This is a genomic window from Microcoleus sp. AT8-A3 (assembly GCF_036705675.1).
Classification (GTDB): Bacteria; Cyanobacteriota; Cyanobacteriia; order Cyanobacteriales; family Microcoleaceae; genus Microcoleus.
This window is the reverse complement of record NZ_JAUBVD010000034.1, coordinates 23588-45847: the sequence shown is the minus strand read 5'-3', so window position 1 is coordinate 45847 and position 22260 is coordinate 23588. Positions and strand designations below refer to the sequence as shown.

The following is a 22260-nucleotide window of genomic DNA, read 5'->3' as shown; positions in this document are numbered from 1 at the left end:
GATGCAAAAGCGTTAGCTTAGCGTGGCAGAAATTCCCTAAGTCATTTCCGGCAAAAGCGAACTGTAAGTAAATATAATATTTAGAGAATGTCGTGCAGCTACGTAACTCTTCTCGTTACTATGGCTGACCCCGGGCTACGCTATCAGCTCATGTGTTTAAGGCGAAATGGTTAAAAAAATAATCAGCAAAAAAACCCTATAAACTCATGTTCATTCGTACTACTGCTCTCACTCCCATAGAACTCAGGACTGCGATCGTGCGAGAGCCCTTGGTGGTTTCGCCGGATACGACGGTGATGGATGCGATCGCCCAAATGAGTGGCGTGCGATCGCTCTGCAACACCCCTAGAACGGCCGAGGGTCAACTCGACGACCTCCACAAGGAGGCGCGATCGAGTTGCGTGTTGGTAGTGGAAAACGAGCAATTGGTCGGCGTACTGACCGAGCGAGACGTGGTGCGGCTGAGTGCCCAGCAGCGTTCCTTGGAGAATTTGGCGCTCCGGGAGGTGATGGCACACCCCGTCGTCACCCTCCGCGAGTCCGCCTTCACCGATTTATTTTTGGCGATTAATCTGCTCCAACAGCACCACATTCGCCATTTGCCCATCGTGGACGAACTCGATCGCCTAGTGGGCCTAGTCACTCACGAAAGTCTGCGCCAAATATCTCGACCGATCGACTTGTTGCGGTTGCGTATGGTAGCAGAAGTGATGACCCACGAAGTGATTTGTGCTACGCCAGATTGTTCCCTACTGGCGATCGTCCAACTTATGGCAGAGCATCGCGTCAGTTCCGTGATGATTGTGCACCCAGGCAGAATCTCTACTGAACCGCTACAAATTCCAGTGGGGATTATCACCGAGCGGGATATTGTGCAATTTCAGACATTGGGGTTGAAGCTGGAAACCTGTCGGGCTGAGGCGGTGATGAGTACACCGATTTTTAAGGTCAAGCCAGAGGAGTCGCTCTGGACTGTGCAGCAGATCGTGGAGCAGCGATCGATCCGTCGGTTGGCGGTGACAGGGGAACAAGGGGAGTTACTGGGTATTGTCACCCAGACCAGTTTGCTGCAAGCCCTCAACCCGCTGGAGCTATACAAGCTGGTCCAGAAGTGGGAAGAGAAGGTGGTGCGGCTAGAGGCCCAAAAGGTAGCGCTGCTGGCAAATCGCAACCTTGAGCTCCAGCAACAGGTGGAAGCTCGGACAGCCGCTCTCAACACCAAGGTACAACGAGAGAAATTAGTCGCAGACTTGGCTACCCAAATTCGCTCGTCCCTAAGCCTGCAAACGATTTTGGATACGACTGTGCAGCAGGTGCGGCAAGTGCTCGGCTGCGATCGCGTCAATATTTGGCGGTTTGAAGCCGATCGGGAAATCATTGTCGTGGCGGAATCCACCGACTCGTCCCTGTCTCTGTTGGGCCAACGGGTCAATGAGACCTGCTATAAGCAAGACAATCCTGAGATTTATCGTCAGGGATATGTTCGCGTCGTACCAGATATCTCCACAGCCAACATATCAGACTGTCATCGGCAGATGCTGATCCGCCTCCAGACAAAAGCCAAAATTTTGGTGCCGCTACTGTGTGGCGATGAGTTATGGGGCTTGCTCAATGCCAGCGAAAGCCAGCACCCCCGCGACTGGCAACCGGAAGAAGTTGAACTGATACAAGCCTTATCAGCGCATCTGGCGATCGCCATTGGGCAAGCCACGATCCACCAAAAATTGCAGAATGAACTGGTAAAGCGAGAGCGGATCGAAGCCACCCTGATCGAGAGCGAACAACGCTACGCCTCCCTTGCCGCCGCCGCTCCGGTGGGGATTTTTCGCACCGATGCCGAGGGGCTATGTACCTATGTCAACGATCGCTACTTTCAGATCAGCGGACTCACAACAGGAGCCACTATCGGACAGGGATGGCAACAAGGAGTGCACCCCGACGATCGCGATTGGGTAATTGCCCAATGGGAACAATTCATTCAAGGTAACGACTCTTTTGAACTCGAATATCGCTTTCAACGTCCCGACGGTGAAGTAACGTGGGTTTATGGGCAGTGCGTCGCCGAACTCGATGCCAATGGACATCGGATCGGCTATATAGGCACCATTACCGACATTAGCGATCGCAAACGAACTGAAGTCCGCCTGCAAGAAAGCGAAGAACGCTACGCCAGCCTAGTGGAAGCCGTACCAGTGGGGATTTTCCGCGCCGATGCTAGGGGTAAGTGCATCTATGTTAACGATCGCTGGTTTCAGATCAGCGGACTCACCCCAAAAACCGCTTTCGGGGAAGGATGGCAACAAGGGCTACACCCCGACGATCGCGATCAGGTCATCGCCGAATGGGAGCAATTCATTCAAGGAAATCGCTCTTTCCAACTCGAATACCGCTTTCAACGTCCCGACGGTGCTGTGGCTTGGGTATATGGGCAGTCCGTTCCCGAACTGGATGCAGACGGGCAAGTAGTCGGCTATGTAGGAACTACTACAGACATTAGCGATCGCAAACTTGCCGAAACCGCCCTGATCCAGAGCGAAGCCCACAGCCGAGCCATATTAGCAGCAGTTCCCGACTTCATGTTTCGCATCGGTGCCGATGGTATTTATCGGGGGAGCGTGACAGCCAATCGTCAGCTCGACTTTCTCGGCGGTACAGATTTCGATACCCCAGGTGTGGCGATGGTGGATATGATCTCAGGAGAAATTGCGACGCGACATCTACACCACCTAGAACAAGCCTTACGGACAGGAGAACTGCAAGTTTATGAACAGCAGGTGCACATTGGCCCACGCCTGAAATATGAAGAGGTCAGAGTTGTCAAGAGTGGCGAAGATGAAGCCTTGTTTATGATTCGAGACGTTACGGCTCGCAAACAGGCTGAGCGACAACTCTACCAACTAAACCAACAGCTAGAAGCAAAAGTTGAAGAACGCACCCAAGAGCTTTGGCAAGTCAACAGCCTGCAACGCGCCATCCTCGATTGTGCTGATTACTCCATCATCTCCGTAGACCCAACTGGCATCATCCAGACCTTTAATGCCGCAGCCGAAAGGATGCTGGGTTACAGTGCAGCAGAAGTGGTCGGCAAAGCTACGCCCGCACTCATCCACGATGCAAATGAGGTAATTGACCGGGCATCATCACTCTCTGCTGAACTAGGGCAAAATATTCCTCCCGGCTTTGAGCTTTTTGTTGCCAAAGTACGCCAAGGTATTGTCAGCGAAGAAGAGTGGAGCTATATCCGTAAAGATGGTTCTCGATTTCCTGTGTCGCTATCCATCAGCACCCTCAAGGATGTCAATCAACAAATTATCGGCTTTTTAGGCATCGCCAAAGATATTAGCGATCGCAAACGTGCAGAAGCAGAACTACAGACAGTATCGGATCGCCTCGCTTTGGCGCTCAAATCAGGGGCGATCGGTTGTTGGGACTTCGATCTTGTACAAAACACCGTCTTTTGGGATGAGCGGATGTACGAACTGTACGGTGTCACAAAACAATCTCATTCCCCTCTGCCTTACGACATTTGGGCAAACCGACTACATCCCGAAGACCGCACCGCCACCGAAACATTGCTCCAACAAGCCCTCTTAGGACAAGCAGAATTTGATACCGAGTTTCGAGTGTTGCATCCCGATGGTAGCCTCCACTTTATTAAAGCCTATGGTGTCGTCGTGCCAGACGCCCAAGGCAATCCCCAGAGCATGATTGGGGTCAACTTTGATATTAGCAGAGGCAAGCAGGCTGAACTCCAACGACAGCAGTTAATTCAAGAATTATCAGCCTTTAAACAGGCCTTGGATCAGTCTGCAATTGTGGTCATCACCGATCGCCAAGGGGTGATCTCCTACGTCAACGATCCCTTCTGTGCGATCTCTGGCTACTCCCGCGATGAACTCATGGGCAAAACCCATCGCCTAGTCAACTCTGGCTATCATCCCCCTGCATTTTTCCAAGACCTGTGGCAGACCATTACTAGCGGTCATGTTTGGCGCGGTGAAATTTGCAACCAGGCAAAAAACGGTAGCCTGTACTGGGTTGCTAGCACCATTGTCCCCTTTTTGGACGAAGGCGGGCGACCTTTTCAGTATCTAGCCATTCGCTTCGACATTACCGATCGCAAGTTTGCCGAAGCAACGCTTCGGCAGGAAAATACTTTCCGTCAACAAATTGTAGAAAACATGACTGAAGGGCTGTGCGTTTTCTATGAAGTTGAGGAGTTTCCATTTGTCCGCTTCACAGTCTGGAATCAGCAAATGCAAACAATTACGGGTTACACCTTAGAAGAAATTAACCGTCTGGGGTGGTATCACAGCTTGTACCTGAATAATCAAGAATCTCAAAAACAGACGATTGCCGACCTGAAAAAGATACGACAAGGGGGCAACTTAATCGCCGTGGAAAGGGAAATCCGGCGCCCAGATGGACAGTGCCGCACTATCTCCTTTTCCACTTCTATCCTATTGATGGATGATGAACATCTCTATGTGCTTGGCCTGATCCAAGACATTACCGATCGCCAACAGACAGAGCTAGAAAATCGCCTTTTGAAAGAACGCCTCGAATTTCTTCTGGCATCGAGCCCCGCCATGATCTATAGCTGTAAGCCCTATGGCGACTATGGAGCAACCTTCATGAGCAAAAATATCGAAGCCATTTTGGGCTACAAACCAGAAGAATTTTTATCGGAATGTGGCTTCTGGGCTAACCATATTCACCCAGAAGATGCCCCTAGAGTTTTTACACATTTATCGGCTCTATTTGAACACAACACTCATCAGCATGAATATCGATTTTTGCATCGCGATGGTCACTACGTTTGGCTACGGGATGAGCTGCGTCTGCTGCGAGATGAAGAAGGCACGCCAATCGAGATTGTTGGCTATTTTGCAGATATTAGCGATGTCAAACAAACCGAAGAAACCCTAAAACGACAACTGGCAGCAATTGAGGCGGCGATCGACGGCATTGCGATTATGCAAGGAGATACCTACCTCTATTTGAATCAAGCCCATCTAGAATTGTTTGGCTACGAACATCCCCAAGAACTGGTGGGCAAATCTTGGAAACTTTTGTATTCCCAACACGAGTTAGAACGGTTTGAGCGGGAAGTCTTGCCGGTGCTGGGGCGCGATCGCGCTTGGGAGGGAGAGGCGATCGCCACCCGCAAAGATGGCTCTACCTTTGCCGAAGGGCTATCCCTCACCCTCACAGAGGATGGATTATTGATTTGTGTATGCCGCGATATCAGCGATCGCAAACAAATCGAAGCCCAATTAGCAGAGAGTGAAGCTAAATTCCGGCGGCTGGTAGAAGGGGCTAATGATTTGATCTGGTCATGTGAACCCGATGGGATGCTCACTTATTTGTCACCGCAATTCAAGACCATGTTTGGCTGGGACGAGAGTGAATGGATTGGTAAGCCGTTTATATATCTGGTGCATCTAGACGATCGTCCTTTGGTGGTTACTGATTATCGGGAGAATGTCAAACTTGGTAAAAAGTCAAGTGATTATGAGTTCCGACATCGCCACCGAGATGGCAATTATGTCTGGGTGAGAAGCAGCGCCCGACCTGTTATCAATGCTGAAGGGGAATTGATTAGTATCCAGGGAATTATATCGGATATCCGCGATCGCAAACAAGCTGAACTCGCCAGGGAAAGCAGTGAAATCCGCTTCCGCCGTGTGTTTGAGTCCAGTGTGAGCGGCATGATGTTTGCCGATTTTCAGGGGAACATAATCGATGCCAACGATCGCTTCTTACAGATGATTGGCTACACTAGGGAGGAACTAAATGCTGGGATGATTCATTGGGATGCCATGACGCCGCCCGAATATGCCCACGCTGATGTTGTAGCGATGGAGCGCCTGATGCAGGAGGGCGCGATCGATTCCTTGGAAAAGGAATACTACCGTAAGGATGGCAGCCGGATTTCTGTGCTGATCGGAGCCGCACTTCTTCCAGGCTCAGAGGATCAAACTATTTGTGTATTAGTAGATATCAGCGATCGCAAACAGGCCCAGAAGGCTTTGCAGGAATCTCAGCAGTTTCTGCAAACGGTACTCGATACCATCCCGCTTTCGGTGTTTTGGAAGAATCGAGAGTCGGTTTTTTTAGGATGCAATCAGCAGTTTGCCAAAACTCTAGGCTTGCCATCTACGACCGAAAGTATAGGTAAAAGAGATTTAGATATTTGCCAGAAAGAAGTCGAGGCGAACGAGTATTGTGCGATGGATCGGCGGTTAATCGAAACGGGTGAAGCTATATTAGGGATCGAAGAAACGCTAACCCTACCCAATGGTAAACCAATATTTCTCGAAACCCACAAGGCTCCCCTGCGAGACTGCTCAGGTAATATTATTGGTCTGGTAGGCACGTTTCAGGATATCACCCATCGCAAAGAAGCCGAAGCGAGATTGCAACAACAAGCAAAACAGGAACGTTTGCTGGGAGCGATTACTAAACGGATGCGATCGTCTCTGAATCTGGACGAGATTCTCAATAGCACTGTTGAGGAAATCCATCAGCTCTTGCAATCAGACAGAACGCTGGTTTATCGGGTTTTTCCTGAAGGGACGGGGGCTGCCATTGCTGAATCAGTTTCGCCAAATAGGCTTAAGCTTCTGGATATCCTCTTCCCAGAAGAGGTTTTCCCCGAAGAGAACTACGATCGCTATATCCAAGGAAAAGTTTATGCCCTCAACGATAGGGAAGATGAAAATGAGTCAATCTTACCCTGCTTGGTTGAATTCCTCGCAGAAATCCAGGTCAGAGCTAAACTCGTAGTTCCAATTATTCTGAATCAAACCCTCTGGGGGTTGCTGATTGTTCATCAATGCGATATTCCGCGCCAATGGCAAGACTGGGAAATCAATTTACTTAAACAAATTGCTAACCAATTAGCGATCGCAATTCAGCAATCTTACCTCTACGAACAGGTGCAATCAGAGCTGGCTATCCGCAAGGAAACACAAAAGGCGATCGCTTTACAACTGCAACGGCAGCGAACTTTGGGAGAAATCGCCCAGCAAATTCGCGAATCGTTGGATATTAAGGAAATTTTGGCGACTGTGACACAGCAAGTCAAAGAAATCTTGCAAGGCGATCGAATCATCGTCATCCGGCTATTTGGCAATGGCAGAAGTCAAATAGTTGAAGAATCTGTGTTGACCGAGTTTCCCGCGCTCAAAAACCATCACTGGGACGACCAACTGTGGTCTCAAGAAATCCTCAACCACTATTCCCAGGGCAAGCCCCGTATCGTCCCGGATATAATGACGGATATGGGGACTAATTGCTTGGTGGAATACGCAAGCGTTGGTGAAGTCAAGTCCAAAATGGTTGCACCTATCCTGCAAGAAGTCCGAAGCAGCCAAAGCCATAGAGGGGTTGCCCCTGGCCCAACCAACAAGCTCTGGGGGGTTTTAGTCGTCCATGCTTGCCGAGAAAAGCGAGTATGGCAAGAGTCTGAAGCGCAACTCCTGCAACAAATTGCTAACCAGTTGGCGATCGCGGTTCAACAAGCTAGCCTATTTGAGCAGTTGCAGCAAGAACTCACCGAACGGCAACAAGCCCAGCAGCAACTCACCGAGCGCAACGAACAACTGGCAGTCTCTAACCAAGAACTGGCCCGTGCTACCCGCCTCAAAGACGAATTCCTCGCCAACATGAGCCACGAACTCCGCACCCCCCTCAACGCCATTTTGGGCATGAGCGAGGGGCTACAAGAGCAAGTCTTTGGTATCGTCAATGAACAACAAATCAAAGCTTTACAAACCATCGATCGCAGTAGCTCTCACTTACTAGAGTTAATTAACGACATTTTGGATGTCGCCAAAATTGAATCGGGTCAAATGGAACTCGATTGCACCCCAGTTTCAATCAATCATCTGTGTCAATCCAGTCTGGCATTTATCAAACAACAAGCCCTGCAAAAACGCATCCAGCTAGAGATTAAAGTGCCACTCAATCTGCCCGACTTATTGATTGATGAACGGCGGATGCGCCAAGTCTTGATCAACCTGCTCAACAACGCGGTAAAATTCACTCCTAACGGAGGACGCATCACCCTAGAAGTCAGCCGTCAACAGCCCCGGGCCGACCCAGATTCTGCCGATTCCTCACCCCATTTTTTGGTCAAAGAAACTCTGCAAATTTCCGTCATCGATACAGGTATTGGTATTGCCCCAGAACATATCAACAAACTGTTTCAGCCCTTTATCCAAATCGATGGCGCGCTGAATCGTCAATATGCAGGCACTGGCTTGGGGCTTGCCCTGGTGAAACGTATTGTCGAACTCCACGGCGGGCAGGTGTTGCTCACCAGCACTGTGGGTGTAGGAAGTTGCTTCACGATCGAATTCGAGGGCAGGCACGGGGGCACTGAATTCGAGGGCAGGCACGGGGGCACTGAATTCGAGGGCAGGCACGGGGGCATCGAATTCGAGGGCAGGCACGGGGGCACTGAATTCGAGGGCAGGCACGGGGGCACTGCCCCTACTGGTGCGCCCTCTTCTGTTGCCCTGGAATCCCAGACAGAACCCCCCATCGAACCCAGCGGGCCCGAACAGGGAGGCTCTCCCTTAATCTTGGTGGCGGAAGACAATGAAGCCAATATCAGTACGGTGTCGAGCTACTTGAGAGCTAAAGGCTATCGCATTCTCTTGGCGAAGAATGGAGAGGAGGCGATCGCCCTGGCCAAGTCACAAAACCCCAATCTAATTTTGATGGACATTCAAATGCCTGGTATGGATGGCCTAGAAGCTATGCAGCAGATTCGCCTCGATCCTAGGTTAGTCGATGTGCCGATCCTTGCCTTAACTGCCTTAGCCATGACTGCCGATCGCGATCGTTGTCTTGCTGCCGGAGCCAATGATTACCTCACCAAACCCGTTAAGCTGAAGCAATTGGCAAGCACTATTCAACACCTTTTAAATTCCCTGGTAAGATAATTCATGAATGTACCATCTGTTTTGATCGTTGACGACGAACCCGATAATTTTGATGTGATTGAAACTCTCTTGAACGAGCAGGATTATCAATTGCATTACGCTGCCAGCGGGCAAGAGGCGATCGCATCCCTCGACATATTTGATCCGGATCTTATTTTGCTGGATGTCATGATGCCAGGAATAGATGGCATCGAAGTTTGTCGGAAAATCAAAGCCATGTCAAAATGGCAAGCCGTTCCCATCATTATGGTGACAGCATTAAACTCAAAATCCGACCTTGCCCATTGTCTCACTGCGGGCGCTGACGACTTCATTAGTAAACCTGTAAATGCTATTGAACTACGTGCCAGAGTTCACTGTATGCTGCGAATTAAGCACCAGTATGACGACCTGCAAAGCTTACTCAAATTGCGCGAAGATATGGTTAAAATGGTAGTCCACGATTTACGCAATCCCCTGGCTGGCATCTTGCTTGGCTTGGAAATCCTAAAAAGCTTAGAGTATCCTAAAGAACAACAACAAATGCAACTGGAACGAATTTACTCGTCAGCACAAGCAATACAGCTATTAATTGATGATTTATTGCAAATCTATTTACTCGAATCCGGTAAAAATCGTCTCAATTACACTGATATTTATCTGTGCGACCTTATTGAATCTGCTATCTCAAACTTTGAAGGAATCGCTGCTAAAAAAAATCAGTTTATAGTCGCTCACTTGCCAGGACAAAACAGTATAAAAGTCTCGGCTGATGCCACGATGATACATCGAATGCTGGACAATCTCCTCTCGAATGCCATTAAGTTTTCCCCACCCAATAGTCAAATCATAGTGACTGTAGAATTCCTCACATCTGGCAAGGCAAAAATTCAGGTTATCGACTCTGGCCCAGGTGTTCCTGATACATTGCGACAAAAAATTTTTGAGAAATACGAGATTGGAAATCTGATGTCTAATGTCTCTCAAATAGGGTTGGGTTTAGCTTTCTGCAAAATGGTCGTTGAGGCACATGGGGGCGAAATTTGTGTCAGAAACAACCAACCACAAGGAGCAATTTTTGAAATCACTTTGGCCGCATAGCTGACGAGTATCAGATGAAATTATAAAATTTTTACTTTATTGAAATGGTGGCAATTATGTCTCAATTTTCTATCTTAATTGTTGATGATGAGCCGGATAACTTTGATGTGATTGAAACCCTGTTATCAGAGCAGGATTATCAATTGCATTATGCTGCCAGCGGGCAAGAAGCGATCGCATCCCTCGACATATTTGATCCGGATCTTATTTTGCTGGATGTGATGATGCCGGGAATAGACGGCATCGAGATTTGTCGGCAAATCAAAGCCATGTCAAAATGGCAAGCCGTTCCCATCATTATGGTGACAGCATTAAATTCAAAATCAGACCTTGCCCATTGTCTCACTGCCGGTGCTGACGACTTCATCAGTAAACCTGTAAATGCTATTGAACTGCGTGCTCGCGTGCATTCAATGCTCAGAATCAAGGAACAGTATGATAATATCCAGAACTTATACCACATCCAAGAAAATACGCTCAATGTCTTGGACAGCACCCTCAATGAGCTGCGTGGCAACTTAGCTTCTACTCTATCCCACGAACTAAATACGCCCCTCAATGGCATCTTAGGCACGATCGGGTTGCTCAAGGACGATATCGAAAACATGGATATCGCCCAAATCCGTGAGATATTAGGCTGGGCACATGACTCGGCCCGTCGCCTAGAAAAATTAACGAAAAAATTCCTGATTTATTTAGGATTAGAACTATCCGCAAGTCAACAGCACAAGATGGAATCTGCCCGGACTCAATTTGTAGCTTCCGCCATTGAAACCGAGTTGACATACCAGGCTCAGAAGGTCAACCGTAGCAACGATATGTTGTTCACTCTTGAGGAAGCGGATATAGCTCTATCAGACCGATATCTATCAACTATTCTCCATGAATTAATTGATAATGCACTGAAATTCTCCTCACCAGAGACAACTATTAAAGTTAGTAGTCAAGTCCTAGGGGAGATGCTACATTTATCTGTACATGACTCCGGGCGGGGCATGACAGAAGAGCAAATTGCTAAAATAGGTGCCTTCATGCAGTTTGAGCGCAAGAGGTATGAGCAACAGGGCACCGGTATCGGCTTAAAAATTGTCAGGAAAATTGTCGAACTGGCAGGAGGAGAGTTCTCAATTACCAGTATCTATCAAAAGGAAACAACGGTACATCTCACTCTGCCAATTGTCCGCAATTAGCATGAGTTTTTCTATCAAGTCCGGTGGCATCGTTATGGAGATTGAGAAGGAATAAATTTGCTTTGCAGGGAGCGGCAACAGATCAAAAAAGAGGAACTAGCAGGAGAAATATTTGACTCGGAATTAGAGCTTGCTTCTGCGGTAATTCATGGGGTAGAAGGTAAAGAAAAAACCATACACAACCTTACAAAACCTATTAAATTTAACTCGAATCACCCTAATTAATCTTTTGTTACATACTGGCGAATTTTGCCACCGACTTAGTAAGGAATGAGAATTACAGCGGATTCCAGGTTTATAAAGTACACCCCAGAAACCGGGTTTCTTCTGGATTTCTCGCCAGAAACCGGTTTTATTCAAGAAACCCGGTTTCTCTGTACTTCACTTACCTGGAAAGTGCTGTAAATAACTTCCACTCTTGAAAGTGGGATGGGCTCTTATAGCCCGTCCACTCATGACGGGCTATAAGAGCCCATCCCACAATAACAATTAAAATTGTAAGTTATTTAATTCGCGAGCCTAAGTTCTCGTGCAAGCTACAATTGCAGACTGCGGGCGCGATCGCACTTTATCTGCACCCGCTACCACTAAAACCCCGCAAATCGCGCCCGCAGTGCGACAGAATCGGGATTTGCGGGTTCGCGCAGTACCATCGGGCGCTCGGCCATTTTAGATTTTAGATTTTAGATTTTAGATTTGCCATGACTGATGACGATCGGCGTAATGTAAAAATCAAAGTATAACCCTTTTATTTGCCACTCCCCTCATGCCTTTGCCGCGCCTGTTAACCTTAATTGCTGCTTTCTGCCTCGCCCTGGGGCTGATTATTGGGCTGGTGAGTTCCTTAACAGGGCTTTACAGTCAAGTTGCGTTGTCTGCTTCTCCGCTGCTGGCTAATTTGCTGATTTTCCTGATAATTGTACTTTTGGGAACCCTAATTTTTGCGCTGGTTTACTATTTTAGGCTGCTGCAACGCCCCCAGAAAGTTAAGGGAAAACGGCCGATTACTCCGAAGATTCCTGTTGTGAAAAGTGAAGCTGCTTCGGAAAATCTTAAAGCAATTCGGCAACAAGTCGATCGCATTCAAGATGAAGTAGCGCGGCAAGCTTTGCTGTTGAGAGCCCGCGAAATTGAAGCTAGCATGGCGAGGGGCAGCGTTCGAGTAGTTGTTTTCGGCACCGGTTCTGCGGGCAAAACTTCCGCTGTGAATGCGTTGGTGGGGCGGATGGCGGGACAGGTGGGTGCGCCGATGGGAACTACCGAAGTTGGGGAAACTTACACTCTGAAATTGAAAGGAATCGATCGAGAATTAGCAATTACTGATACTCCAGGCATCTTGGAAGCGGGAGTTGCGGGGACTTACAGAGAGGAATTGGCGAGGCAGTTGGCGGCGAGGGCAGATTTGATCTTATTTGTTTTGGACGGTGATTTACGCAAATCCGAGTACGAACCGCTGCGGACTTTGGCGGAAATTGGCAAAAGGTCGATCGTGGTTTTTAATAAAGTTGACCTTTATCCCGACACCGACAGAGATGAAATTCTCGATCAACTGCGGCAGCGAGTCAAAGGTTTTGTATCAGCAATGGATGTAGTAGCAATTAGCGCCAATCCGCAAAAAGTTGTCCTAGAAGACGGCACAATTTTTCAGCCAGACCCGGATATTATGCCATTAATTCGGCGCGTCGCTGCGATTTTGCGAGCCGAAGGCGAAGACTTAATTGCGGACAATATTTTGCTGCAATCTCAGCACTTGGGAGACCAAGCGCGCAAGTTAATTGATGCTCAAAGAAGGCGGCAAGCTGATAAGGCAGTAGAGCGATTTCAGTGGATCGGAGCCGGAGTAATTGCCGTAACGCCTTTGCCAGTTGTGGATTTGTTAGCGACAGCAGCAGTTAACGCTCAAATGGTAGTAGAAATTGCTAAGATTTACGGCTGCGAATTAAATATCGATCGCGCGAAAGAATTGGCATTGTCTCTAGCAAAAACCCTAGCAAGTTTGGGAATAGTTGAAGGGGTAATTCAAGTAGTGTCAAGGGCGCTGCAATTAAGCGTAGCGGGGTTTGTACTTGGCAAAGCAATTCAAGCAGTTAGTGCGGCTTATTTAACTAGAATTGCTGGTAAAAGTTTTATTGAATATTTCCGCCATGACCAAGATTGGGGCGATGGTGGCATCGCCGAAGTTGTACAAAGGCAGTTTCAGTTAAATAGGAAGGACGAGTTTGTCAAAGCATTTGTCAAAGATGCGATCGCCCGCGTTGTCGAACCTTTGAACATTTATCAGCAGGAATCGGAACCTGAATTAGAAATGTCAGCCGAATTGGAAGCAGAACCTTTGTATCAGCCACCACAACAAGACGATTGGGAAACTTACAGCAACAAACGAAACGATGACTGGTAATGGGCAAAACAGGGAATTGGGCAAACAGGGAATTGAGAATTGGGTAATTACGATCGTTCAATGAGATGTTCCCTGAGTATGCTTTGTTGAATTTTATTAAGAAATTTTACAATAATTTTACACAGGGGGGAGACTCCGGGGGGAGCAAGTCAAACCGAGCGATCGGATGGAACACAATTTTGATAAGATTGAAGATTGACAACAAAATTTGCTATTGTGCGTCCGGGTAAAAACAATGAGCGATCGACCAATTATTCTCGGTATTGTCGGAGACAGCGCAGCGGGCAAAACCACCCTGACGCGGGGAATTGCCCAAGTATTGGGACCAGAAAATGTCACTGTGATTTGCACTGACGACTATCATCGCTACGACAGAAAGCAGCGGACCGAAATCGGAATCACAGCATTGCATCCCGACTGCAATTATCTCGATATCATGCAGCAGCACCTTAGCCTGCTGCGTACCGGACAAGCAATTCTCAAACCCATCTACAACCACACGACAGGTACATTTGACCCGCCGGAATATATCAAGCCCAGCAAATTTGTCATAGTTGAAGGTTTGCTGGGTTACGCAACCCGAACAATCCGCGATTCTTACGACGTAAAAGTGTATCTTGCTCCTCCCGAAGAGTTGCGAACTCAGTGGAAAGTTAAGCGCGATGTCATGAAGCGCGGTTATACTGAAGAACAGGTGCTTGCAGAAATAAAAAAACGGGAACCAGACTCTGAAGACTTTATTCGTCCTCAGCGCAAATCGGCCGACGTTGTAGTTAGTTTTTACCCGCCCGAAGCGGAAAATGAATCAAATTTGAGCGTCCGTTTAGTGCTCAGACCGACAATTCCTCACCCTGATTTTACTGAAATTTTAGGTCGAGGCAGCGAGAGTTTTAAACCTGCAATTCGCTTGGGACTCGATCGGGATATGGGCAAACCTGTTGACGTTTTGGAAGTAGACTCCCACGCTACCAGCGAGCAAGTAAACGAACTGGAAATGATGTTGTGCGGCGAGTTGCCCCACCTGCGGGGATTTTGTTCCGCCCAAGGCAACCCGGAAATTGGCAAACTGATCGGCACAACTGGCGAAGTTTTGCAAAGTTACCCGCTAGCTTTGACGCAGTTGCTGGTTGCATATCACATGATGAAAGCAATTCATGTGTATTAGTTAGTTGGCAGTTAGCAGTTGTTGGTTGTTAGTTGTTATTGCAATGATTAATAACCAATAACTAATGTACTCGCAAAGTCTGGTTAACAGTGCCTAATTGCTGAAGTGGCATGGAGACTGGCAACTGACTTTGAGGTGCGGGCACCATTTCGCCTCGGAAGTCAAGGAGGGTAACAAGGAGCAGGTAGGCAACTGCTAAAACTATAGAAATCACTCCAGTGATAATAGCAACAAGTTTTGAACGTTCCATAATTGAGAAAATTTTAACTACAGCTAATATTAGTTTAACATTAAAAATAGCAATTATTACTTAACTTATGCAATAGAATATAATCAGGTGCTAGTTATTTCTCTGACAAAAATGGAACCTCTTGTAGATGCGCCAACTTCCATCGAGATGCCCAGAGCTACCCCAGTGGTGGAAACATTTAATCTGGGGAAGTTCTACCGTACTGGCTTCTGGATGAATGAAAAAATTGAATCGCTCAAAAATTGCACTCTGACTATCTCTGAGGGGGAAACTTTTGGGTTGTTAGGGCAAAATGGAGCGGGGAAAACTACGCTGCTGAAAACTTTGCTGGGTATAGTGCGGCCCACTTCTGGCCGGGCGCTGCTGTTGGGGAGGCCTTTGGGCGATCGCACTGTGAAGCAGCGAGTCGGCTATTTGCCAGAAAATCCCTATTTTTACGATTATCTCACGGGTTGGGAATTCTTGCAATTTGCGGCGGGGTTATTTCAAATTCCCTCCTCGATTCAGCGACAGCGAATTCCCAATTTGCTAGACTTAGTTGGGCTATCTCAATCGGCGGCAATTAAAAAACAGTTGCGCCAGTATTCTAAGGGAATGCTGCAACGGATCGGCATGGCTCAAGCTTTGATTAACAATCCAGATGTGGTATTTTTAGATGAGCCGATGTCTGGTTTAGATCCGATGGGACGCTATCAGATGCGGGAGATAATTTTATCGCTGAAAAATCAAGGAAAAACAATTTTTTTTAATTCGCATATATTGTCGGATGTGGAGAAGATTTGCGATCGAGTGGCAATTTTGGCTAAGGGTGAATTAATCTGCATGGGTGCGATCGATGAACTTTTGGGTAATACTGAAACTTACCGGGTTGAAGGTAGGGGAGGCCACTTGAATATCCTGCAAAAATGGATACCGGATATGGAAGTTGATAATGATTTGTGGTACGGTCATTTGCAGGGCGATCCGAAGGAGTTTATTTCTAGTCTGAGCGGTACGGGAGGGCAGTTAATTGGGATGAATTTGGCTAAGCCTAGTTTGGAAGAGTTTTTTATGCAGCAACTGCAAGAAAGAGGGATTTATTCTAGTGGTTGAAGTATAGCCTTTTGAGTTCTCATAGGAGGTACTCATGGGCATAGGGCATACCTCACTTTTTTTGAGAAAGGCTATATCTTAAAAGACGTAGATTGGGATTGATGGTGGCGCGGGGGCGGGTTTACGAGATTGTGGGTTTTGGGCAATTACAGCATATTCCATGTATATGCGGTACACACAATCTTGTCGTAAGCATCGGTGCGTCGCCACCAGTCAATCTGCAAGTTTCATTAAACATGAGCAGATCCGCACCCTACATAACTACAAGATTTAATATCATACAAATCCGAATCAAAATGTACAGGTTATATTATGTCCGGTAGCATCTATGATGTCGCACCATTCCTGTGGAACCTGTAGGGGCCCGTGAGCCAATAGCTTGAAAAGTTGCAGACAGGTTAAATAAACCCACCCCAACCTACCCAAAAACCCTTTATTGACGGCCGGTGCAACATCTCAGATAGCCAGCGGGGACGGGTTTATGAGATTGTAGATTATGGGCAATTATTATTGGTGAACCCGCCCCTACAAGATTTAACATCATACAAATCGGAATCAAACGGAAATGATATTATTTGTGTGTTCGTCGCACCCGATCGCCCTAATGCAAATTTGTTAACTTGGCTAAAACTGATATCTTGCACCATTCTCAATTAGCCGTAGGGGCGGGTTCGCCAACAGCCTTAAAGCTTGCAAATAGGTTCTATAAACCCGCCCAACCCCACGAAAAATCCTCTTATTGATATTGTTGCAAGATGTCAGCTAAAACGGTGGCGAAGAGAGCGGGTTCGATCGGCTTTGTTAAGTGTTCGTTGTAACCAGCGGCGATCGCCCGATCGCGGTCTTGTTCGCTAGCATAAGCTGTCAGCGCCACGGCCGGCAAGCGCTTGATTTTGTCGGATGCGGACGATCGCACTGTGCGGATCGGCGAGTAGCCGTCCTCAACCAGCATAGCGATATCACGGACTAAAATATCCGGCGGCGACTCCTCTCAACTGCCCCTTCTTACTCCGAGGCTGTTTGAGTGGCAGTGTCACCGTAAATGTCGCACCCTTGTCTTTACCGGGACTTTCCGCAGTCACAGTGCCCCCGTGGAGTTGCACCAAGTGCTCGACGATCGCCAATCCCAGTCCCAAACCGCTGTCAGCCCTAGTTTTCGAGGCGTCTGCTTGTCGGAAGCGATCGAACACGTAGGGCAGAAACTCAGCAGGAATGCCCTTTCCGGTATCGCTGACAGTAATTTGCACGTAATTGGGTGATGAAGAATCGCTAACAGCCACCGCAGACAAGCGCACTTGCACATTTCCCCCCGAAGGCGTAAACTTGACGGCGTTAGTCAGCAAATTCCACACTACCTGCTGCAACCTCTGGGCGTCGCCCCACATCAAGCTGACTGCGGGGTCAAGTTCTAACGAAACGGTGACAGACTTGGCATCGGCTGCCAAACGAACTGAATTATTAGCCGCCTCGATCGTCCTTACCATGTAGAACCAGCCGGGTTTCAGAACCAGTTTGCCTTGAATAATCCGGGAAACATCGAGCAAATCTTCCACTAGCTGGATCTGCACCTTCGACTGACGCTCAATGGCTTCCAAACCCGAAGCTAATTTATCTTGGTTGTTGGGGTGGGCGCGCAGGATCTGTGCCCACCCCTGAATCACATTTAAAGGCGTTCGCAATTCGTGGGAAAGAGAGTCTAGAAACTCGTCTTTCCGGCGGCTGATAGCTTCTGCTTCCGCCCGCGCGGCTTGTTCGCGCTCGAGCAACTGAGCGCGCCCGGCCTCGACTTGCTTGCGATCGCTGATGTCGGCGACGATCGACATACAGTTGATATTGCCGTTGCTGTCGCGGACTGGAGTTGCCCACAAACTGATGTCGATCGAGCTGCCGTCTTTCCTTTGGCGGTAGGTTTCCATGCCCGCGATCGCCTTTCCAGCGCGAATTCTTTTCAAATTAGCCGTGAATTCCTCCCGCTTGTCTGCGGGAACGCAGGGCACAAATTGACCTACCGCTTCTGATTCATTCCAGCCAAAAATCCTCTCGGCGGCTGGGTTCCACATTTTCACAGTGCCGTCGTCGCAGTCCAAAACGGTAATTGCTAGGGGACAAGCCTGAATCAAGGCTTCTAAAGTTTGATGGATGTGCGATCGCGCTGCTTCTGCTTCTTTGCGATCGCTGATATCGACGTTCACCCCGATCATCCGCAAAGGCAAACCGCGATCGTCCTGAAACACCTTAGCCCTGCAAGCAATCCAGCCCACGCTTTTGTCCGGGCGGCAAATGCGGAACTCTATGTTTAATTCCTCCCCGGAAGCTGTCGCAGCTTGCACCTGCTGTTCGGTAACAGTGCGATCGTCTGGATGCACCATTTCCACCCAAGTTTGATAGCTGTCGATACCGCCTGCAGGCAGCCCGTACAAAGCCTCTAACTCCGGCGTACAGGCGACCTCGTTGGTTTGGATGTTCAATTCAAAACTTCCGATTTTGCCTGCTTGCTGAGCGATTTGCAGCCGTTGTTGATTCTTTTTGAGTTCTGCTTCCACCCGCGAGATTTCGGTCAAGTCGATGTAGAATGCGACGATCGTCTCTGGTTCGCGGTTGTCCGCGCACAGAGTGGTTCCGCCCATCAGAATCGGCACGCGACTGCCATCTTTGCGGATATACTCTTTCTTGAAAGGAGTTGCGACTCCCTGAACCCGCAGTTCCCCGGCCGCTAAGGCGTCGAGATGCAGGTATTCGGGGGGGGTCATTCTGTCCCACCGTATTTTACCGGAGAGCAAGTCTGAGCGGGTGTAGCCGATCATGTTGAGCAGGGATTGGTTGGCGTAGGCGATGCGGCCGCTAAAATCGCCGATCGCAACTCCGAAAATATTTGACTCGAACAGCCGCCGGAATATGGCTTCGCTTTGCTGCATTACCCGTTTTGCTTGGTTGCGATCGGTAATTTCGGCAATCACGGTGCTGACTCCCAGGAGTGTTCCTGATTGATCGCTCACGGGGTAAAAGCTGATTTGCCAATCCCGCAAAACTCCTGGCTGTTGCTTGGTTTCTGCCTTAATTTCCAAGTCGAGCACGGGGGTTTGTGTCGCCAGCACTTGGCGGTAAATTCGCTCTACAATATCTGCCATTTCGGGAATTACTTCTCTAACGGTGCGCCCGATGTGTTCTGGGATCGATCGGCCGTTGATCGCAGCGAGGCATTCGTTCAGGCGGATGTAGCGCAAATTTGTATCGACAAAGCACAGCCCGACTGGTGTGGTTTTGTAAACTAAGTCTAGTTCTGCTAGTTGGCGGCGAATGCGTATTTCGTTTTCTCGAAGTTGATTTTGGGCTTGTTTGCGATCGGTGATATCTAGTACGAAGAATGCTCCTTTGTCTGTGCATCCTTGGAAGTTTCCGCCGCCGACTAAAACTGGGAACCGCGTGCCGTCTTTGCGGATGTATTCTTTTTCAAAAGGCGCGCAACTTCCTGATGCTTCGACTTGCGCGAGGGCAATGCGATCGAGTTCTAGATATTCTGGCGCCGTTAGTTCTAACCAGCGGATCTGTCCCGAAACTAAGTCTTCCCTCGTATATCCGATCATTTCCAGCAAGGCGTCGTTAGCGTCAGTAACTTCCCCGTTGCCATCCCAGAAACCGATGCCTATCATGTTAGATTCTACCACACTGCGGAAGCGCATTTCGCTTTCCCGCAAAGCTAATTCTGTTTGTTTTGCTGCGGTAATATCTGTGATAATTAGGCCAACTCCGATTATTTCTCCCATTTCATTTTTCACTGGGTAGTAGTTGGCTACCCAGTAGCCGAAATATCCTGGTTTTCCATCAGGTTCGCCGCTAAATTCTATGTTTAAAACAGGCTGACCGGTGTCTAAAACTTGCTGAATAATCGGGGCAAATTTGGCGGCGGATTCTGGCAACAATTGCCGGAAATCTTGGCCGATATGCTGTTCGGCGGGCAAACCGTGGAGTTCTGCTAAGACTTTATTGATACGGATGAAGCGCATTTCGCGATCCAGAAAGCAAATGGCTAGGGGAGATGCTTCTAACAGCGCGTCAATTAAGGCAAAGGATTGCGATGTTTGAGATAGTGCTTGTTGCGCTTCTGCGTAAAGTCTGGCGTTGTCTAGGGCGATCGCCACGCGGTATGCTAAATCTTCTAGCATTGCCATGTCTTCTGCACTGTAGCGGCGGCCAAACTTTGAGGTAAAGCAAGTGATGGAACCCATTACCCGCCCGCGAGCTCTCAGCGGTACGCAAGCGTGAGATCCGATATTGAGCGATCGCAATATTTCCAATTCTGCTGCATTTTCGGCTCCTGCTGCTAAAATCTCCTCATCCACTTCGGCAATTAGTTCGGATTTGCCGCAGCGGATTACCAGCGGATAGCCGTTAACAGCATTTTCGGCGCTCAAACTGCGGATGCTGAAGTTATTAATAGTCTCAACTGTGGAGGGTTCTGCGTGAGCCACAGCGACTAGACGCACTTTTGACCCCGTTTCGGTCAAATGAATGCAGCACCCATCCGCGATCGAATTTATTGCTAATTCGGCTACCTTTTGCAGCACCGTTTCCCCGTCAAACGCATCAGCCAGCATTTTGCTGACTTCTGCTAAAAATGCCGACCGCTGCTGTTCTATTTCCGCTTTTTCCCTTGCTGTTTGCTCAATTGTTAACTGCAATCTTTGAGTTTCCGCAAGTTTTATTTCTGTGATATCGCGGGCGACAATTAAGGCTGATTCTGGTACGCCATTTTTGTCAAATTCTGGAACTACGCGGGATTGATAACTTCGGATGCCGTTGATTGAGAAAGCCTGAAATTCTACAATTTCTTCTTGACCTGTTTCTAACACTTTGTGCAGGGTTTCATCCCACATCTGGCACACTTCCGGCGGCATTCCTATTTCTTGACTGGTTTTACCCAGGAAGAATGAAATTGGTTTTCCTTGGCTTCTTTCAACGGCTTGATTGACATAAATATAACGCAGCTCTTTGTCAGTGCGGATAATCACATCTGGCGTATTTTCTAGCAGCGTTCTCAGTTGCTGTTCGCTGCTTGCCAAAGCTGCTTGCGCTTGTTGTCTTTCCGTGACATCTCTCACCGTGCCCACGTATCCGATGAGTTCGCCGGAGTCGCAGAACATCGGCGATGAACAAACGTTAATCCAGCGCACAATCCCCTCTGGTGTTTGCAGGCGATACTCGATCGCATATTCCCCACCTTGCCGAGTATAATCCAGCCATCGGCTCAATACGCGATCGCTGTCTTCCGGGTGAATGCACTTCTCCCAACCGTCTCCTAAAAGTTCTGTCAAACTCAAGCCGCAAATAGCCTGACAGCGTGGGTTTGCATAGGTGTAGCGCCCCTGGGAATCGGCCATAAAAATGCCGACAGGCGAACAGGAACTTAAACAGCGAAATCGTTCTTCTTGAGCTTGCAGCGCTTCTTTAGCTACTGTCAGTTCTGCTGTGCGTTCTTTGACGCGAGTTTCTAGGTTAGTGTAGGATAATGCTAGGGCTATTTCTGCTTCTTTGCGATCGGTAATATCAATACCAGTTCCTATCACATATTCTACCAAACCATCGCCATCTATGGTCACAGTATTCGACCAAGAAATTAAGCGCTTGTCCCCATTTTTAGTGCGCCAATAATTTTGATACTCGCTGTTAAAGTTTTCGACATTGAGCTTGGTAAAAACAGTTTTAACTGGCTCTACTTCTTCGGAGATTAAGAACACATCCCAAACACATTTATTGAGCACTTCTGCTGTCGAGTAGCCTGTAATTTTTTCGCAAGCTTGGTTAAAGCGCACAATCCGTCCTTGGTTGTCTAGGACTACAATTAAGCAAGCCGTCGTGTCAATTACTTTGGAAATAATATTACGTTCAATTTCTATTTCTGGTTCTGCGAACTTTAAGCCAGCATACCAAGCGATAACCGCAGCGGCAAAAAGTAAGATTGCAGGAACTTCCTCGAAGAAAAAAAGTAACAGAGTTGTCAGCAGTAAAGCCGTGCCGGCACTAAATGTAGCAATACTGTAAGATTTAATGGGTAAGGGCAAGACCTGAAACCGACTCATTTTGGTTGACCTGTAGCGATGGCGCGATCGGATCAAATCTAATCGCTTATTCAG

10 protein-coding genes are annotated in these 22260 nt (G+C 48.1%); 7 read left to right on the top strand and 3 right to left on the bottom strand.

The genetic code is table 11. The annotated features are described in order from the left end of the window. The first annotated feature begins 206 nt into the window (after positions 1–206). The 6 genes from QUB51_RS19330 to QUB51_RS19305 all read left to right on the top strand — a co-directional run bounded on the left by QUB51_RS19330 (position 207) and on the right by QUB51_RS19305 (position 14787). Positions 207–8954, top strand: coding sequence for a PAS domain S-box protein (locus QUB51_RS19330; protein ID WP_333260312.1), 8748 nt, complete (start codon positions 207–209; stop codon positions 8952–8954). A gap of 3 nt (positions 8955–8957) precedes the next feature. Continuing rightward, the gene (locus QUB51_RS19325; protein WP_333234103.1) at positions 8958–10034 is read left to right on the top strand and encodes a response regulator; all 1077 of its coding nucleotides are present in this window, start codon (positions 8958–8960) and stop codon (positions 10032–10034) included. 56 nt (positions 10035–10090) lie between these two features. Then, the gene (locus QUB51_RS19320; protein ID WP_333056644.1) at positions 10091–11224 is read left to right on the top strand and encodes a hybrid sensor histidine kinase/response regulator; all 1134 of its coding nucleotides are present in this window, start codon (positions 10091–10093) and stop codon (positions 11222–11224) included. Positions 11225–11753: 529 nt separating this feature from the next. Continuing rightward, entirely contained in the window at positions 11754–11897 is a 144-nt protein-coding gene (locus QUB51_RS19315) for a hypothetical protein (RefSeq protein WP_333056645.1), read from the top strand. Between the two features lie 93 nt (positions 11898–11990). Further along, entirely contained in the window at positions 11991–13622 is a 1632-nt protein-coding gene (locus QUB51_RS19310) for a GTP-binding protein (protein ID WP_333056646.1), read from the top strand. A 235-nt stretch (positions 13623–13857) separates the two neighbouring features. Then, positions 13858–14787, top strand: coding sequence for a phosphoribulokinase (locus QUB51_RS19305; RefSeq protein ID WP_333056648.1), 930 nt, complete (start codon positions 13858–13860; stop codon positions 14785–14787). 61 nt (positions 14788–14848) lie between these two features. Here the strand turns inward: QUB51_RS19305 and QUB51_RS19300 are convergent, their stop codons facing one another. After that, positions 14849–15037: a hypothetical protein gene (locus QUB51_RS19300; protein ID WP_333056649.1), complete on the bottom strand. Its 189-nt coding sequence runs from the start codon at positions 15035–15037 to the stop codon at positions 14849–14851. A 111-nt stretch (positions 15038–15148) separates the two neighbouring features. On the opposite strand from QUB51_RS19300, the gene QUB51_RS19295 reads away from it, so the two are divergent. Further along, on the top strand, positions 15149–16129 hold the full coding sequence (locus QUB51_RS19295) for an ABC transporter ATP-binding protein (protein WP_333208199.1): 981 nt from the start codon (positions 15149–15151) through the stop codon (positions 16127–16129). Positions 16130–16865: 736 nt separating this feature from the next. Here QUB51_RS19295 and QUB51_RS19290 read toward each other — a convergent pair. Beyond that, positions 16866–17081 carry a hypothetical protein gene (locus tag QUB51_RS19290; RefSeq protein WP_333056651.1) on the bottom strand — a complete coding sequence of 72 codons (216 nt, stop codon included), beginning with the start codon at positions 17079–17081 and terminating at the stop codon, positions 16866–16868. A gap of 7 nt (positions 17082–17088) precedes the next feature. Beyond that, positions 17089–22206: a PAS domain S-box protein gene (locus tag QUB51_RS19285; protein ID WP_333260316.1), complete on the bottom strand. Its 5118-nt coding sequence runs from the start codon at positions 22204–22206 to the stop codon at positions 17089–17091. Positions 22207–22260: the final 54 nt, after the last annotated feature.